Raw genomic sequence first — 16974 nt, forward strand, 5'->3', positions numbered from 1 at the left:
GCCGACGGCGAGCCAAGATGCCCCTCAGGCGCGTTCATCAGTTGGAACGATTCAGCCTGAGGCGACAAAAAAACCGGCACGGCTGGCCGGCCGATATCCAGAAACAACAGGAAGATAAGTGAAAGTAAAGACTCACTAATCATTGAGGTTGAGTCGGATATCAAATTGAACGGTTAATCTGGTGTTGGAGCGACAATCAACGCCACAGGCGGCTGACGCAGCCTGGGAAAAACATCTGCTATTTGGTGCTAAACGCCGCTAGGTTTATGCGTTTTCTCTCTATGCGGCCGGGATGCGGCGGCGCTGAAGCCCGTCGTCAACCCGCAATCAGAGTAGCCGCAGCATCGCCAACAGAGAAGCGGGTATTCATAAGAAACGCTTTTGCATATAATGCAAAAATGAATGACGCCCGCTATGTAGAACATCTGCCAATCTTTCTCGACGTGGCCCGCCTGGGCAGCTTTTCCGCCGCCGCACGCCAGCTGGGTATGGTGCCTTCTTCGCTGGTGCGCCATATCGATGCGCTGGAAAGCGCGCTCGGCGCGACGCTGTTCGTACGCTCCACCCGCGGCCTGTTGCTGACCGACGCCGGCGAGCTGCTGCTGGCACGCGCCGCCGCGCTGATGACGGACATTACCGGCATTCGCGCCGAGCTGAACGCGCTGAACGAAACGCCGCAGGGCACGCTGCGCATCAGCTGCCTGCCGACCTTCGGCAAAACCTATGTGCTGCCGCTGCTGCCGACGCTGGCGGAACGCTACCCTCAGCTGTGGGTCGATCTCGATCTGACCGAACGCCAGACCGATCCGACCCAGGAACGGCTGGACGCCGCCATCCGCATCGGCGAGCAGAAGGACAGCGCGCTGTACGCCAGCCGCATCGCCACCCAACGCTGGGTGATGTGCGCCAGCCCCGGCTACGTCGCCCGCTATGGCCTGCCGAGCGATCTGGAAGCGCTGCCGCAGCACCGGCTGATCGCCCGCTACCACAAACAACAGCCGGCCTGCTGGGCGCAGATCCTCGACGCGGCGTTGATGAACCGCTGCACCATGGCGCTGCGCTGCGACGACTTCACCGCGCAGCGTCAGGCGGCGTTGCTCGGCCTCGGCATCGCCTTTCTGCCCAACTGGGTGGTGGGGCCGGACGTGCAGCATGGGCGGCTGGTGCAGATGCTGGAAGATCCGCGCCATGAACAGCAAGGCATCTATCTGCTGCGGCCGGTGGCGAAAGTGTCCGCCCGCCTGGCGGCCTTCACCGCCCTGCTGCAGCAAACCCTCGGTCAACCGCCCAACTGGGCGTAAAGCGGGGTGACGCGGCCGCGCAGCGCCGGGTTGTCGCTCTCGTCTTTCAGTTCGACGCCGGTCAGCCCTCGCCGGCACGCCTGTTCCAGCAGCCAGGCCAGGCGGAACGCCGCCTGCGGATAATCCAGCCCCTCCGGCCGCACATTGGAGATGCAGTTGCGCTCTGAGTCCCTTCTGCGCGCGTTCGGCTCCCAGGTCAGATAAATCCCCAGGCTGTCCGGCGACGACAGCCCCGGCCGTTCGCCGATCAGCACCGCCACCGCCCGGGCCTGCAGGCACTCGCCGATCTCATCCCCCAGCGCCACTCGCGCCTGATGCGCCAACACCACCGGCGCGATCGCCAGCCCCAACGTATCGAGATAGGGCCGCAGCGCCAGCAACAGCGGGTGATTGGCGGCGGCGTCGCGCAGCCGTCCGCGTTCATCGGTGATGTTCATCGCCGCCAGCCAGGCGGCGAACTCCGGCGCGTGCTTCAGCCCCAGCAGTTCACGGATATAGAGCGCGTCGTGGAACGAGGTGCTTTGGTAATTGAGCATGATGTCGTCCGCGCCCGGCACGCCGATCAGGAACGTCAGCCCGGCGGCGGCCAACAGCGTCAGCAGCGTGTCCATATCATCCTGATCGGCCTCGGCATGGTTGGTGTAACAGACATCGCAGCCCAGCGGCAGGCCGAGCAGCTTGCCGCAGAAGTGATCCTCCAGCCCGGCGCGGATAATTTGTTTGCCGTCATACAGGTATTCAGGGCCGATAAACCCCACCACGGTGTTGATCAGCAGCGGTGAGAAATGCCGCGCCACCGCATAGGCGCGCGCCTCGCAGGTCTGCTGATCGACGCCGTGATGCGCGTTAGCCGACAGGCAACTGCCCTGCCCGGTTTCGAAGTACATCACGTTATCGCCCAACGTGCCGCGCTTGAGGCTCAGCGCCGCCTGCTGCGCCTCCGCCAGCAGCGCCAGACTGATGCCGAAACCGCGATTGGCCGCTTCGGTACCGGCGATCGACTGAAACACCAGATCCACCGGCGCACCACGCTCCATCAGCCGCAGCGTTTTGGTCACGTGGGTCAGCACGCAGGATTGGGTGGGTATGGCGAAGCGCTGGATCACGTCGTCCAGCATGTAGTTGAGTTTTTCCAGCAGCGGCAGGCTGTCGCTGGCCGGATTGATGCCGACCACCGCGTCGCCGCTGCCGTACAGCAAACCGTCCAGCATGCTGGCGGCGATGCCTTGCAGGCTGTCGGTCGGGTGATTGGGCTGCAGCCGCACGCTGAGGTGGCCCGGCAGGCCAATCGTATTGCGAAAGCGCGTCACCACCCGGCATTTCTTCGCCACCAGGATCAGATCCTGATTGCGCATGATCTTGCTTACCGCCGCCGCCATCTCCGGCATAATGCCGGCGGCCACCTGCGCCAGCATGGCACTGTCCGCCTGCTCGCTCAGCAACCAGTCGCGAAAATCGCCGATCGTGAGGTGCGAGATGGGCTCAAAGGCGGCGGCGTCGTGGCTATCGATGATCAGGCGCGTCACCTCGTCCTGCTCGTACGGCACCAGCGGCTGCTGCAGGAAAGTCTTGAGCGGCACATCCGCCAGCGCGATGCGCGCCGCCATGCGCTCTTCGGCGCTTTCCGCCGCCACCTCCGCCAGATAATCGCCGGAACGCGCCGGCGAAGCTTTCGCCATCAGCTGGCGCAGGCCGCCGAAGCGATAGCCGCGTTGGCCCAACGTTGCCTGATACATAGCCCCCCTCCCTTGCCCTGAGTGACGAGATAAAAGCCCTGCACCAAGTGTAGTCAGTGAAGCAAGAAAATTAATTTGCCTGCTATCGCCGCCATCGCGCATCCCCCCATTTCACCCGCCGCCGCTTCGGGTTACAGTAGCCGCGAAAACAGGAGGGGTGATGGATCCGCAACGGCAAATTATCGACTGGCTGCAACAAGATAGCGCGCGCATGGCCGCCCTGCGCACCGTGCGCCGGCTCGGCCTGAATGACTGGTGCCTCGGCGCCGGCTTTGTGCGCAACCTGGTGTGGGATCGGCGCCACGGCTATGCGGAGCCCACGCCGCTCAACGATATCGACGTGATCCACTTCGATGCGGAGCGGGCGGACGCCGAACGCGATCGCATGCTGGAGGCGCGGCTGCAGCAGTGGCTGCCGCAGCCGTGGTCGGTCAAGAACCAGGCGCGCATGCACCTGCGCAGCGGCCGCGCGCCCTACCGCAACAGCGAAGAGGCCATCAGCTTCTGGACCGAAGTGGAAACGGCGATCGGCGCGCGCCTGAACGCCGACGACAGCATCACGCTGGTCGCCCCTTTCGGGCTCGCGGCGCTGTTCAACGACACCATTACCTTCAACGTTAAAAATGGCGATCGCACGGCCTATGCCCAGCGCGTGGTCGACAAAGGCTGGCTGCTGCGCTGGCCGCGTCTGCAGCAGGTAAAGATTTAGCCGCCGCTGCCGATACCCTGAACAGCGAGATCCAGACTCAGGGAGAGCAACCATGTCGACCACCATCACCATGATCGTACCGATCAAGAATACCGTCCCCGGCGTCAGCAACGTCTTCAGCGCGCCGGGCCATCAGGGCGAATTACTGATGGCCAAACCGGTCAACAACCAGCCGCAAGGCGGCAAGATGGAGAAAAACGAACGCGCCAACGGCAATGACGAACCGGTTAACCTCAATGAAAGCCGCGCTTCGGCGCGTATCAAGGCGCTGAACCGGCAGATTCAGGCGCTGCAGCAAAAGCTGGTGGAACTGAAGGATTCCGACGCCGATCCCAAAGAGATCGAAAAGCAGAAACAGCTGATCGAAGCGCAGATCAAGATGTTGCAGGCCGAGATCGCGCGCATCCAGAAAGAAGAAATGGAAAAGCAGCAGCAGGAGCAAATGGAAAAAGCCGCGGCGAAATCCGGCGACGGCGTAAACCGCCCAACGCCGCTCAACGCGGTGGACGTCTATATCTGAGTCAATATGCCGCGTTTTCCCGCCGGCGCTGTTGCAGCAGCGCCGCCTGCTGACGCGCCACCTGCCAGATGGCCTCCGCCGCCGGCGTCAGTGAGCGGTTCTTGCGCCGCACCAGCATCAGCGCGCGGTTAATTTCCGGCACCAGCCGCCGCACCCGGAGCCGCCCCCCTTCCGGCAACGGCAGCGCCAACGCCGGGAAAATGCTGATGCCAATGCCCTCCGCCACCATCGGGAACAGCGTGGCCGGATGGCCGATTTCCTGCACCACCTGCGCCTCTACGCCCTGCTGTCTCAGCGCACTGTCGATCAGCGGTCGGCTGCCCGACGCATAATCCTGCAACACCAGGCGGCAACCGTTCAACGCCGACCAACGCACCGCCTGCTGCGCAGCGAACGGATGATCGTCGCGGCACAGCAACAGGAAAGGTTCGTGCAACACCGCTTCGCACTCCAGATCCACCGCCTGCACCGGATCGACCACGATGCCGAAATCCACCTCGGCGTTACGCACGCTGTGCAGCACCTGCTGCTGCGCCTGATCGCGCAGCATGATGCGGATCTCCGGGTATTCGCGTTCGCCGGCGGCGATGCACTGCGGCATCAGATGGGCGGAAATGGTCTGGCTCGTCGCCACCCGCACCGTGCCGCTGCGCTGTACGCCAAAGCTGCGCGCATCCAGCAACGCGGCCTGCAGTTCGTCCAGCAGCCGCTCGACCCGGTTGGCCAGCCGCAGACCGGCGTCGGTCAGCACCACTTCACGCGTGGTGCGATCCAGCAGGCGCACGCCGACCTCCGCCTCCAGCTCTTTCACGCTGTGGCTGACCGCCGATTGCGTCAGGCCGATCGCCTCGCCGGCGCGGCTGAAGCTGCCGTGGCGGGCGATGGCGACGAACACCCGCAGCTGTTTGAGTGAGTAATTCATGTTTTTTATTCATAGATGAATTAAATAAATCAATTTAATTATTATATGCCCACGCGGGAGAATAGCCCTATCGATTTTCGACCCTGAGCGCACCGCCATGAGATTTCTGCCCGATCGTTTTACCCTGACGCTGATCGCTACCGTGCTGCTGGCGTCGTTCCTGCCGGCGCGCGGCGAGTTCGTCGGCTGGCTCAACGCCCTGACCATCGCCGCCATCGCCCTGCTGTTCTTCATGCACGGCGCCAAGCTGTCGCGCGAGGCCATCCTGGCCGGCAGCAACAACTGGCGGCTGCATCTGTGGGTGATGTGCAGCACCTTCATCATTTTTCCGGCGCTGGGCGTGCTGTTTGCCTGGTGGGCGCCGATCGACGTCAGCCCCGAGCTGTACGCCGGTTTCATCTACCTGTGCATCCTGCCGGCCACCGTGCAATCGGCCATCGCCTTCACCTCGTTGGCGGGCGGGAACGTCGCGGCGGCGGTATGCAGCGCTTCCGCCTCCAGCCTGCTCGGGATCTTCGTGTCGCCACTGCTGGTCGGCTTGTTGATGAATGTGCACGGCGATACCGGCGGCCTGCGGCAGGTCGGTTCGATCGTGCTGCAGCTGCTGGTGCCGTTCGTCGCCGGTCACCTGCTGCGGCCGCTGATCGGCGGCTGGATCGAACGCCATCGCCCGCTGATCGGTAAAACCGACCAGACCTCGATTCTGCTGGTGGTGTACGCCGCCTTCAGCGAGGCGGTCACGCACGGCATCTGGCATCAGGTGGGGATCGGTTCGCTGGCGTTTATCGTCGGCGGCAGCATCGTGCTGCTGGCGATCGTGCTGGTGGTGAACACCTACATGGCACGCTGGCTGGGGTTCAGCAAGGCGGACGAGATCACCATCGTGTTCTGCGGTTCGAAGAAAAGCCTGGCGAACGGCATTCCGATGGCCAATATCCTGTTCCCGGCGGCGACGGTGGGGATCATGGTGCTGCCGCTGATGGTGTTCCATCAGGTGCAGCTGATGACCTGTGCGGTATTGGCGAAAAGGTATCAGCGCAAGCAGCAGGCGCAACAGGCGGTGCCCAACGCGCAGGCGTCGCGCGGGTAAAAAAAAGACGGGCCAAGGCCCGTCAGTTCAGCTTTTCTTCAGCGGCTTGACCAGGTGGTCAAGCCCTTCGATTTTAATCGCCAGCGTCATCTCCATCAGCATGCCGAGCTTGCTTTTGGGGAATTCACCCTTGCGGGCGAACCACAGCAGGTACTCTTCGGGCAGATCGATCAGCACCCGCCCCTGGTACTTGCCGAACGGCATCACGGTATTGGCGATCTCCAGCAGGTTTTCTTTTTCCATCACTCACCCAGCAAGCGGATCATCTCCGCTTCGTCGATCACGGCGATACCCAGCTCCTGAGCCTTCGCCAGCTTGGAGCCGGCCGCCTCGCCGGCGATCACCAGATCGGTTTTCTTCGACACACTGCCGCTGACCTTGGCGCCCAGCGCCGTCAGGCGATCTTTGGCCTCATCGCGCGACAGCTGGCTCAGCGAGCCGGTCAGCACCACGGTTTTGCCGGCGAACGGGCTGTCTATCTCTTCCGCCGCCACCACCACCGGCGCCGGCCAGTGGATGCCGATCTCGGCGCCCACCAACTCGTTGATCACCTGCTGATTGAGCGCTTCATCGAGGAAGTTGCGCGTGTGTTTGGCCACCACTTCGCCGACGTCCGGCACCTCTTTCAGCGCCTCGATGTCGGCGGCGAACAGCTTCTCGAGCGATCCGAAATGCGCCGCGAGGTTGGCGGCGGTCGCTTCGCCGACCTCGCGAATGCCGAGCGCATACAGGAAGCGAGCGAAGGTGGTCTGCTTGGATTTCTCCAGCGCATTAACCAGATTCTGCGCCGATTTCGGCCCCATGCGATCCAGGCCGGTCAGAATGCCGGCGGACAGCCGGAACAGATCGGCCGGGTTCTTCACGTACTCCTTGTCCACCAGCTGCTCGATGATCTTGTCGCCCATGCCTTCAACGTCCAGCGCGCGGCGGGAAACGAAATGCTTCAACGCCTCTTTGCGCTGCGCGCCGCAGATAAGACCGCCGGTGCAACGCGCCACGGCCTCGCCTTCCACGCGCTCAACGTCGGAACCGCACACCGGGCAGTGCAGCGGGAACACCACTTCGCGCGCATCCTGCGGCCGACGGTCTTCCAGCACGCCCACCACCTGCGGGATCACGTCGCCGGCGCGGCGCACGATCACCGTATCGCCGATGCGCAGCCCCAACCGCTCAATTTCATCGGCGTTGTGCAAGGTGGCGTTGCTGACGGTCACCCCGGCCACCAGCACCGGCTCAAGGCGCGCCACCGGCGTAATCGCGCCGGTGCGGCCAACCTGAAACTCCACTTCGCGCACCACGGTGATCTGCTCCTGCGCCGGGAATTTGAACGCCGTCGCCCAGCGCGGCGCACGCGCCACGAAGCCCAGCGTTTCCTGCAGATCGATGTCGTCAATCTTGATCACCACGCCGTCGATATCGAAACCGAGCTGTGCGCGGTCCCGCTCGACCTGGCGATAGAACGCCAGCACTTCCTCGCTGCCGGTGCGGCGCTGGGCGCGATCGCTGACCGGCAGGCCCCAGGCCTTGAACTGCATCAGGCGTTCAAAGTGGCTGCGCGGCAGCTCGCCGCCTTCCAGCAGCCCGACGCCATAGCAGAAGAAGGTCAGCGGGCGTTTGGCGGTAATGCGCGGATCGAGCTGGCGCAGCGAACCGGCGGCGGCGTTGCGCGGATTGGCGAACACCTTGCCGTCTTTGCGCCGCGCCTCTTCGTTCATCTGTTCAAACCCGGCCTGCGGCATGAACACTTCGCCGCGCACTTCCAGCCGGCGCGGGATGTTGTCGCCGGTCAGGCGCAGCGGGATGGCGCGAATGGTGCGCACGTTGGAGGTGATGTTCTCGCCGGTGGTGCCGTCGCCGCGCGTCGCCGCACGCACCAGCTCGCCGTCTTCGTACAGCAGGCTGACCGCCAGGCCGTCCAGCTTCAGCTCGCAGCAGAAGGTCAGCGGATCGCTGCTCTTGAGCCTGTCCTGCACGCGCTTGTAAAACGCCAGGAAGCTCTCTTCGTCGAACACGTTGTCCAGCGACAGCATCGGCACTTCGTGACGCACCTGATCAAACGCCGCCAGCGGCGCCGCGCCCACGCGCTGGGTCGGCGAATCGGCGGTGATCAGCTCCGGATGCGCGCTCTCGAGCTCGCGCAGCTCGCGCATCAGGCGGTCATATTCCGCATCCGGCACTTCGGGCGCATCCAGCACATGATACTGGTATTCATGATGGCGCAATGTGGCTCGTAGTTGATTGATTTGTTGGATTATCGATTCCATGGCTCACCATCAAAGATAAAAAACCCCCGGCTAGCGGGGGCTTTGTTGTTACGGATGTTCAGTGCGCGCGGCAACCCGGTCAGGCGTTGTTTTCCAACACTTCACGGATACGCGCTTTGTAGGTTTCCAGCTTCTGCGGCGTCATCATGCGGCGCTCGTCGTCCAGCACCACACCGCCCACGTCGTCGGCGATGCGCTGCGCCGACTGCAGCATCAGCTTGAAGTTCTGATTGGCGTCGCCGTAAGACGGCACCATCATGAACATCGACACGCCCGGCGTGGAGAAATCGGACATCATGTCAGGATCGAACGACCCCGGCTTGACCATGTTCGCCAGGCTGAACAGCACCGGGCCACTGCCGGCCGGGCTGATATGGCGGTGGAAGATGCCCATCTCGCCAAACTGGAAGCCCGCCTGCAACACGCTCTGCAGCAGCACTTCGCCGCCGATCACGCCGCCCTGATGGGCCGCGACGTGCAGCACCAGCACGGTCTCTTTCAGTTTAGCCTGTACTGGCGCAGCAGCCGGCTGTTGCGGCTGCGGTGCAGGTTCCGACGCAGGCTTCACTTCCGGCGCTTGCTGCACCGGGGCGGGTTCGGCGTGGAATGCCGGTTCCGCCGCCAGCGGCGCCTCATGTTCATGCGGCAGATCGTCAACGCGCGGCTCGCGGCGCACGGCCGGTTGCGGTTGCTGCGGCTCGGCCGGTTTTTCGTCCGGCGCGTAGTTGTTCAGCAGGATGTCATCGTACTCCGGCCGCTGAGACAGCGGAGGCGGCGTCTGATGAGCAGCCGGCTGAACGGCGCGGGGCGCAGGCGCAGCCGCCGGAGCGGGCTTCGGCGCGGCCACGGGTTCTTCGCGTGCGGCATCGAAATGGCCGAATGACGGCTCGTCTTGCGGGTGAGCGGCGCGTACGCGCACCTCACCGACGCCTTCTTCGAGATCGTCGATCGGAGTTTGTTCACGTTCCTTTTGGGAACGTTTGGCTGGGCGATCGCGGAAGAGCGCTGACCGTTCTTTGCGACTGGTCCACAGACCGTGCAATAACAGCGCTATTATGGCGATCGCGCCAACAACGATTAATATCAGACGCAAATCCTGCATCATTGCTATCTCTGTTGTTCCAATACATTGCCACCGCGGCAAACATTCACTCTTTAACTCTATTTGCCCGCGCACACAAGTGCAAGTCCGTGCTGAACTTTATGCCAATAAAGATGATTATACTGCCTTTTTCTGCTGGTTTTTCAGCCAACCCTACCCTAGCCAGTGGAAAATCATCCCTATATGATAATGATGCCTGTTCAGACAACGAGATAACTTAAGATATGTCCTATACGCAGCCCCCTTCCCGTTCCACCAGCGGCATTCATTATTTCGCCGAAGGCTGGCGCCTGATTTCGCGCCCGGGGATTAAACGCTATGTGGTCCTGCCGTTGCTGGTCAACGTGCTGCTGATGGGCTCCGCTTTCTGGTGGCTGTTCAGCCGCCTCGGCGACTGGATCCCGGCGATGATGAGCCACGTTCCCGATTGGCTGCAATGGTTGAGCTACCTGCTGTGGCCGCTGGCGGTCATTTCGGTGCTGCTGGTGTTCAGCTATCTGTTCAGCACCCTCACCAACCTGATCGCCGCCCCGTTTTGCGGCCTGCTGGCCGAACAGCTCGAAGGCAGCCTGACCGGCAAACCGCTGCCGGACACCGGCCTGCTCGGCATCGCCAAAGACCTGCCGCGCATCATGGCGCGCGAATGGCGCAAGCTGATGTATTACCTGCCGCGCGCGCTGCTGCTGCTGGCGCTGTACTTCGTGCCCGGCATCGGCCAGACGGTGGCGCCGGTGCTGTGGTTCCTGTTCAGCGCCTGGATGCTGGCGATCCAGTATTGCGACTATCCGTTCGACAACCACAAGGTGAGCTTTGCCGACATGCGCCGCGCTTTGCGCCAGCACAAAACCGACAACCTGCAGTTCGGCGCGCTGGTCAGCCTGTTCACCATGATCCCGATCCTCAACCTGGTGATCCTGCCGGTCGCCGTCTGCGGCGCCACCGCGATGTGGGTCGATCGCTACCGCTCGCAATTCGTCCGATAACCGCCGTTTTTTGCCGCCGACAGCGCGGAAATTTTCGACAGGGCGCGCATTTCGCGCCCTTATCATTGTGCTTAAAACTTATTTCCTAATAACATATAGATATACCAATTCTTTACTTCCCTGCCGGTACTGTTAGCGTATGCTTTCGATGTTCCCCACATTTTCATAGAGTTAAAGGACGGGCTATGAGCAAGATATATGAAGACAACTCATTAACAATCGGCCATACGCCGCTGGTTCGTCTGAACCGTATCGGCAACGGACGCATTCTGGCCAAGGTTGAATCACGCAACCCGAGCTTCAGCGTCAAATGCCGCATCGGTGCCAATATGATTTGGGATGCGGAACAACGCGGCGTGCTGACCGCCGGCAAAGAACTGGTGGAGCCGACCAGCGGCAACACCGGCATCGCGCTGGCCTTCGTCGCCGCCGCGCGCGGTTACAAGCTGACGCTGACCATGCCGGAAACCATGAGCATCGAGCGCCGCAAGCTGCTCAAGGCGCTGGGCGCCAATCTGGTGCTGACCGAAGGGGCGAAAGGCATGAAAGGCGCCATCGCCAAAGCGGAGGAGATCGTCGCCACCGATCCAAACCGCTACCTGATCCTGCAACAGTTCAGCAACCCGGCCAACCCGGCCATCCATGAAAAAACCACCGGCCCGGAAATCTGGGAAGACACCGATGGGGAAGTCGACGTGTTCATCTCCGGCGTCGGCACCGGCGGCACATTGACCGGCGTCAGCCGCTACATCAAGAACACCAAAGGCAAGGCCATCACCACCGTGGCGGTCGAGCCGACCGACTCGCCGGTCATCAGCCAGGCGCTGGCCGGTGAAGAGCTGAAACCGGGCCCGCACAAGATCCAGGGCATCGGCGCCGGCTTCATTCCAGGCAACCTCGATCTTGACCTGGTGGATCGCGTCGAAAAAATCTCCAACGACGAAGCCATCAGCATGGCGCGCCGCCTGATGGACGAAGAAGGCATCCTGGCAGGCATCTCCTCCGGCGCAGCGGTCGCGGCGGCGGTGAAACTGGCCGAAGAACCGGCGTTCGCCGACAAGACCATTGTGGTCATCCTGCCCTCTTCCGGCGAACGTTATCTCAGCACCGCGCTGTTCGCCGATCTGTTCACCGAGCAGGAATTGCAGCAGTAATCCCGCCACTGCACAAATCGCTAAAAAAGCACCCTGTGGGGTGCTTTTTTGTGGACTGGATCAAACTTTATAGCAGTCCAAGATTGCTTTTGCCCGTCGCCTTTAGTATTTAACGGTGCATTATTTCGATGCGCAAAATTAATCACTCTCCGAGCCTGGTCGAGGCTGAATCGATTTACTCATCTGTCGCCGACGCGGCGAATCGGGCATAATGGGGAGCGGATTGGAACGACGTCTAAAGCCGAGTTTTTTGATCTGAAGTGCCTAACGCGTCGTTTTCTGTTGCATCAACGTTCGCCCCTGTCCATAGTCAGGCGCTATAACCAGACAAGTTAAAGTCAGGCCCCTGGGCTAAACTTTAACTCCACAACATTAATCCAATAAGTTGGGGAAACATCAATGTTCCAGCAAGAAGTTACTATTACCGCTCCGAATGGTCTGCATACTCGCCCTGCCGCTCAGTTCGTTAAAGAAGCCAAAGGCTTCACGTCTGACATCACCGTGACCTCCAACGGCAAAAGCGCCAGCGCTAAAAGCCTGTTCAAACTGCAAACTCTGGGGCTGACTCAAGGGACCGTAGTGACCATCTCAGCTGAAGGTGAAGACGAGCAGAAAGCCGTTGAGCACTTGGTAAAACTGATGGCAGAGCTTGAGTAATCGGCCCGTCTTTTTAGTTAACACCAGTCAAGAGTAAGGTAGGGTTATGATTTCAGGCATTTTAGTATCACCGGGCATCGCTTTTGGTAAGGCTCTCTTGCTGAAAGAAGACGACATCGTCATCAACCGGAAGAAAATCTCTGCTGATCAAGTAGAGCAGGAAGTCTCGCGTTTTCTGGCCGGCCGCGCGAAAGCGTCCGAACAGCTGGAAGCGATCAAGACCAAAGCTGGCGAAACCTTCGGCGAAGAGAAGGAAGCTATCTTCGAAGGCCACATCATGTTGCTGGAAGACGAAGAGCTTGAGCAGGAAATCATAGCCCTAATCAAAGACGATCTGGCCTCCGCAGACGCCGCCGCCTACACCGTGATCGAAGGTCAGGCGAAAGCGCTGGAAGAGTTGGACGACGAATACCTGAAAGAACGCGCCGCCGACGTGCGCGACATCGGCAAACGCCTGCTGCAGAACATTCTGGGCATGCCTATCGTCGATCTGGGCTCCATTCAGGACGAAGTGATCCTGGTGGCCACCGATCTGACCCCGTCCGAGACCGCGCAGCTGAACCTGGACAAAGTGCTGGGCTTCATTACCGATCTCGGCGGCCGCACCTCCCACACCTCTATCATGGCGCGCTCCCTGGAGCTGCCGGCGATCGTCGGCACCAGCGACGTGACCAAGCAGGTGAAGAACGACGACTATCTGATTCTGGACGCGGTTAACAACCAGATTTACGTTAACCCGACCGCTGATGTGATCGATCAGCTGAAAGCCGCCCAGAACCAATATATCACCGAGAAAAACGATCTGGCCAAGCTGAAGGACCTGCCGGCGATTACGCTGGACGGCCATCAGGTTGAAGTCTGCGCCAACATCGGCACCGTGCGCGACGTCGCGGGTGCAGAGCGCAACGGCGCGGAAGGCGTCGGCCTGTATCGTACCGAATTCCTGTTCATGGACCGCGACTCGCTGCCAACCGAAGACGAGCAGTTCCAGGCTTATAAAGCCGTGGCGGAAGCCATGGGCTCGCAGGCCGTGATCGTCCGCACCATGGACATCGGCGGCGACAAAGACCTGCCGTACATGAACCTGCCGAAGGAAGAGAACCCGTTCCTCGGCTGGCGCGCCATCCGCATCGCGATGGACCGCCGTGAAATCCTGCACGCCCAGCTGCGCGCCATCCTGCGCGCCTCGGCGTTCGGCAAACTGCGCATCATGTTCCCGATGATCATCTCCGTGGAAGAAGTGCGCGATCTGAAAGGCGAAATCGAGACGCTGAAGGCGCAGCTGCGCGAAGAAGGCAAGGCGTTTGACGAGAGCATCGAAGTGGGCGTGATGGTGGAAACACCGGCTGCGGCGGTCATCGCTCACCACCTGGCGAAAGAAGTCGACTTCTTTAGTATTGGGACAAACGATCTAACCCAGTATACTCTGGCGGTAGATCGCGGCAACGAGCTGATTTCTCATCTCTATAACCCGATGTCCCCATCAGTGCTTGGCCTGATTAAACAGGTTATTGATGCATCTCACGCGGAAGGCAAGTGGACCGGCATGTGCGGCGAACTGGCTGGCGATGAGCGTGCTACACTGTTGTTATTGGGCATGGGGCTGGATGAGTTCAGCATGAGTGCGATTTCAATCCCGCGCATCAAGAAAATTATTCGCAACACGAATTTCGAAGATGTGAAGGCGTTGGCAGCGCAAGCCTTGGCACAGCCAACGGCACAAGACCTGATGAATTGCGTCAATAAATTCATCGAAGAAAAAACGCTCTGCTAAACTTCCACGACACTGGAACGCCGCCCAATTTAATGCTTAGGAGAAGATCATGGGTTTGTTCGATAAACTGAAATCTCTGGTTTCTGATGACAAGAAAGACACGGGCACTATCGAGATCGTCGCTCCCCTTTCTGGCGAAATCGTCAATATCGAAGATGTGCCGGACGTAGTGTTCGCTGAAAAAATCGTTGGCGACGGTATCGCCATCAAACCGGCCGGCAACAAAATGGTTGCTCCGGTTGACGGCACCATCGGTAAGATTTTCGAAACCAACCATGCATTCTCTATCGAATCCGACAGCGGCATTGAGCTGTTCGTCCACTTCGGCATCGATACCGTAGAACTGAAAGGCGAAGGCTTCAAACGCATCGCCGAAGAAGGTCAGCGCGTCAAGAAAGGTGACGTCGTTATCGAGTTCAACCTGCCACTGCTGGAAGAGAAAGCCAAGTCTACCCTGACGCCGGTCGTTATCTCCAACATGGACGAGATCAAAGAGCTGATCAAACTGTCCGGCAGCGTAACCGTTGGCGAAACCCCGATCATCCGCATCAAGAAGTAATCGCGAATGAGCAAGATAAACGGCGCCCTCGGCGCCGTTTTTTTTATCCCCTTCGTCGTATCCCAATCTCGCTACGTTATGACGACCAGCGCGGGATACGCAGGGTAATGACCAGCCCCTCTCTGTCGCCGTTGCGCGCCTCAACCTGGCCACCGTGCGCCAATACCACCTTGCGGGTAATCGCCAGCCCCAGGCCGTAGCCCTTGCCCGACTGCGCCGACTTCACGCGCACGAATGGATCGAAGATGCTCGACAGTTTCGACTCCTCCACGCCCGGCCCCTGATCGCTGACGGCGAGCTGGAACTGGTTGTCGATGCGCGACAGCGCTACCGTCACCCGCTGGCCCTGGCTGGAAAAGCGCAGCGCATTGCGCACGATGTTGTCCACCGCGCGCCGCATCAGCTCCGCATTGCCCTTGACGGTATACTCCACGTCCGACTCGGCCTGCAGCACGATCTCCACGCCGGGCACCTGCGCCTCGTAGCGCGCATCGCTCACCACCGCGTCCACCAGGCCGTACAGATCGAAGTACTCCTCGTCCGGCAGGCTGCTGTGTTCGGTGCGCGACAGCGCCAGCAGCTCGCCGATCATTTTATCCAGCCGCCCCGACTCATGTTCGATGCGCTTGAGCGAGGTTTCGACGTTGCCGGCATTCTGCCGCGCCAGGCCGATCGCCAACTGCAGGCGCGCCAGCGGCGAACGCAGTTCGTGCGAGACATCGTGCAACAGCTGCTCGCGGGCGCTGACCAGCAGTTCCAGCCGCTCGGCCATGGTGTCGAAATCGCGCGCCACGTCGGACAGCTCGTCATGACGGCGCCGCATTTTCGGGAACAGCCGCACCGACAGATCGCCCTGCGCCACCCGATCCAGGCCGCCGCGCAGCTGACGCATCGGCCGGGTCAGGTTCCAGGCCAATACGGCGCTGAACAGCAAACCGCCCAGCCCGCCGACCCACAACATCGGCGCAGGAATGTTGAAGAAATGGGAACGCCGCTCCGGCCGATACTCTTCCCGCAGCCCGCGCACGTTATAACTCAGCCAGTATCCCTGCCCTTCCCCAGTCTGCACCCAGGCGGAAATCGCTTTCGGCATCCGCCGCCCTTCAAACAGCGGTTCTTCCGGCGCGGGCGGCGGCGGTTGGGTCATCGGCGTTACCGACAGCAGACGCCTGTCGTCCTCGGGCCAGTCGCGCATCAGCGCTTCCAGCGCCGGCATGCCGCCGCTGCGCAATTGGGTGGCGGCGGAGGTCAGCTGCAGGCCGATCGCCCGCCGCGCCATGGCGTTCTCCGGCGGCACATAGCGATCGCCATAAAGAGAAAACGCCACCCACAGGGCCTGCGTCATGATGAGAAAGGTCAGCCAAAAGCCGAGCAAAATTTTCCAGAACAGTCTTCCGCGCATGTCAGGTTACCGGATGCGATAGCCGATGCTGCGCACCGTTTCGATGCTCAGCGTATTGCCGGCCAACGCGCTCAGCTTCTGGCGGATATTGCTGATATGCACATCCACGCTGCGGTCATAGGCTTCACGCGGGCGCCCCAGCCCCTTCTCGGACAATTCGTCCTTCGACACCACACGGTCCGGCGCGCGCAGCAACAGCTCCAACAGATTGAATTCCGAAGCGGTCAGATCGAACGCCTTGCCGCGCCATTCGCTGCTGCGGGTTGAAGGGTTTAACGTCAGCTCGCCAACGCTGATGGCGGCCTCGTCGTCCGCTTCTTGCGGCCGTTCTTCGAAACGGCGCAGCACCGCGCGCAAACGCGCCACCAATTCGCGCGGATAGCAGGGTTTGGGCATGTAATCGTCGGCGCCCATCTCCAGACCAATCACCCGATCGATGTTGTCACCTTTGGCGGTCAGCATGATGATCGGCAGCCGGCTCTTTTTGCGCACGTCGCGCAGCACGTCGATGCCGCTCATATCCGGCAGCATGATGTCGAGGATCATCGCGGTATAGTCGCCCGACAGCGCGCCCTCTACCCCCGCCTTGCCGGTCAGCACCAGCTTGGCGTCGAAACCTTCGCCCGTCAGGTATTCGCTCAGCATGGTGCCAAGCTCCAGGTCATCGTCGACCAGTAAAATTTTCATGCCTTGCTCCTTCACCGATTTTCGTTATTTTCCCGCCAATTTCGCCGGTCCGCAGCCGGTTTTACTCAATCCTTACACATCGCTCTTGGCGTCTCGTCACCGTTATTGTGGCCG

The 16974-nt window shown here is 61.1% G+C and carries 16 protein-coding genes; 9 read left to right on the forward strand and 7 right to left on the reverse strand.

From position 1 onward, the window contains the following. Window positions 1-398: 398 nt before the first annotated feature. On the forward strand, window positions 399-1301 hold the full coding sequence (locus ACUTQY_RS05295; protein WP_046687586.1) for a LysR family transcriptional regulator: 903 nt from the start codon (window positions 399-401) through the stop codon (window positions 1299-1301). Here ACUTQY_RS05295 and eutB read toward each other — a convergent pair. Beyond that, window positions 1280-3037, reverse strand: a complete 1758-nt coding sequence (eutB, locus tag ACUTQY_RS05300; RefSeq protein WP_072055842.1) for an ethanolamine ammonia-lyase — start codon at window positions 3035-3037, stop codon at window positions 1280-1282. The two genes, ACUTQY_RS05295 and eutB, sit on opposite strands and share 22 nt — an antisense overlap. Before the next feature lie 160 nt (window positions 3038-3197). On the opposite strand from eutB, the gene ACUTQY_RS05305 reads away from it, so the two are divergent. Both ACUTQY_RS05305 and ACUTQY_RS05310 read left to right on the forward strand, forming a co-directional pair. After that, a complete protein-coding gene (locus tag ACUTQY_RS05305) occupies window positions 3198-3746 on the forward strand; it encodes a nucleotidyltransferase family protein (protein WP_033652553.1) in 549 nt (182 codons plus the stop codon). 52 nt (window positions 3747-3798) lie between these two features. Continuing rightward, complete coding sequence (locus ACUTQY_RS05310; protein ID WP_021505617.1) at window positions 3799-4266, forward strand: FlxA-like family protein; 468 nt, start codon at window positions 3799-3801, stop codon at window positions 4264-4266. A 1-nt stretch (window position 4267) separates the two neighbouring features. Here ACUTQY_RS05310 and ACUTQY_RS05315 read toward each other — a convergent pair whose 3' ends face one another. Continuing rightward, window positions 4268-5188, reverse strand: a complete 921-nt coding sequence (locus ACUTQY_RS05315; RefSeq protein WP_033643957.1) for a LysR family transcriptional regulator — start codon at window positions 5186-5188, stop codon at window positions 4268-4270. Window positions 5189-5285: 97 nt separating this feature from the next. Here ACUTQY_RS05315 and ACUTQY_RS05320 point away from each other — a divergent pair, with 97 nt between their 5' ends. Next, entirely contained in the window at window positions 5286-6278 is a 993-nt protein-coding gene (locus ACUTQY_RS05320; protein WP_046687587.1) for a bile acid:sodium symporter family protein, read from the forward strand. A gap of 27 nt (window positions 6279-6305) precedes the next feature. Here ACUTQY_RS05320 and ACUTQY_RS05325 read toward each other — a convergent pair whose 3' ends face one another. The 3 genes from ACUTQY_RS05325 to zipA form a co-directional block, all read right to left on the reverse strand. Beyond that, a complete protein-coding gene (locus tag ACUTQY_RS05325) occupies window positions 6306-6521 on the reverse strand; it encodes a DUF3820 family protein (protein WP_046687588.1) in 216 nt (71 codons plus the stop codon). Continuing rightward, a complete protein-coding gene (gene ligA, locus ACUTQY_RS05330; protein WP_033643959.1) occupies window positions 6521-8542 on the reverse strand; it encodes an NAD-dependent DNA ligase LigA in 2022 nt (673 codons plus the stop codon). The genes ACUTQY_RS05325 and ligA overlap by 1 nt, the downstream gene beginning before the upstream one ends. Before the next feature lie 79 nt (window positions 8543-8621). After that, a complete protein-coding gene (zipA, locus tag ACUTQY_RS05335; protein ID WP_033643960.1) occupies window positions 8622-9647 on the reverse strand; it encodes a cell division protein ZipA in 1026 nt (341 codons plus the stop codon). A gap of 221 nt (window positions 9648-9868) precedes the next feature. Between zipA and cysZ the strand changes: the two genes are divergently transcribed. From cysZ to crr, 5 genes are all read left to right on the forward strand, one after another. Further along, the gene (cysZ, locus tag ACUTQY_RS05340; RefSeq protein WP_033643961.1) at window positions 9869-10627 is read left to right on the forward strand and encodes a sulfate transporter CysZ; all 759 of its coding nucleotides are present in this window, start codon (window positions 9869-9871) and stop codon (window positions 10625-10627) included. A gap of 185 nt (window positions 10628-10812) precedes the next feature. Next, on the forward strand, window positions 10813-11781 hold the full coding sequence (cysK, locus tag ACUTQY_RS05345; protein ID WP_016926786.1) for a cysteine synthase A: 969 nt from the start codon (window positions 10813-10815) through the stop codon (window positions 11779-11781). Window positions 11782-12180: 399 nt separating this feature from the next. After that, window positions 12181-12438: a phosphocarrier protein Hpr gene (gene ptsH / locus ACUTQY_RS05350; RefSeq protein WP_004936458.1), complete on the forward strand. Its 258-nt coding sequence runs from the start codon at window positions 12181-12183 to the stop codon at window positions 12436-12438. A 46-nt stretch (window positions 12439-12484) separates the two neighbouring features. After that, window positions 12485-14212, forward strand: coding sequence for a phosphoenolpyruvate-protein phosphotransferase PtsI (gene ptsI / locus ACUTQY_RS05355; protein ID WP_004936461.1), 1728 nt, complete (start codon window positions 12485-12487; stop codon window positions 14210-14212). Between the two features lie 49 nt (window positions 14213-14261). Continuing rightward, on the forward strand, window positions 14262-14771 hold the full coding sequence (gene crr, locus ACUTQY_RS05360) for a PTS glucose transporter subunit IIA (RefSeq protein ID WP_004936467.1): 510 nt from the start codon (window positions 14262-14264) through the stop codon (window positions 14769-14771). 76 nt (window positions 14772-14847) lie between these two features. Here the strand turns inward: crr and ACUTQY_RS05365 are convergent, their stop codons facing one another. Next, window positions 14848-16173, reverse strand: a complete 1326-nt coding sequence (locus tag ACUTQY_RS05365) for an ATP-binding protein (RefSeq protein WP_042785155.1) — start codon at window positions 16171-16173, stop codon at window positions 14848-14850. A gap of 6 nt (window positions 16174-16179) precedes the next feature. Continuing rightward, window positions 16180-16860, reverse strand: a complete 681-nt coding sequence (locus tag ACUTQY_RS05370; RefSeq protein ID WP_033643964.1) for a response regulator transcription factor — start codon at window positions 16858-16860, stop codon at window positions 16180-16182. Window positions 16861-16974 lie beyond the last annotated feature (114 nt).

It is taken from the genome of Serratia sp. TSA_130.1, assembly GCF_052691795.1.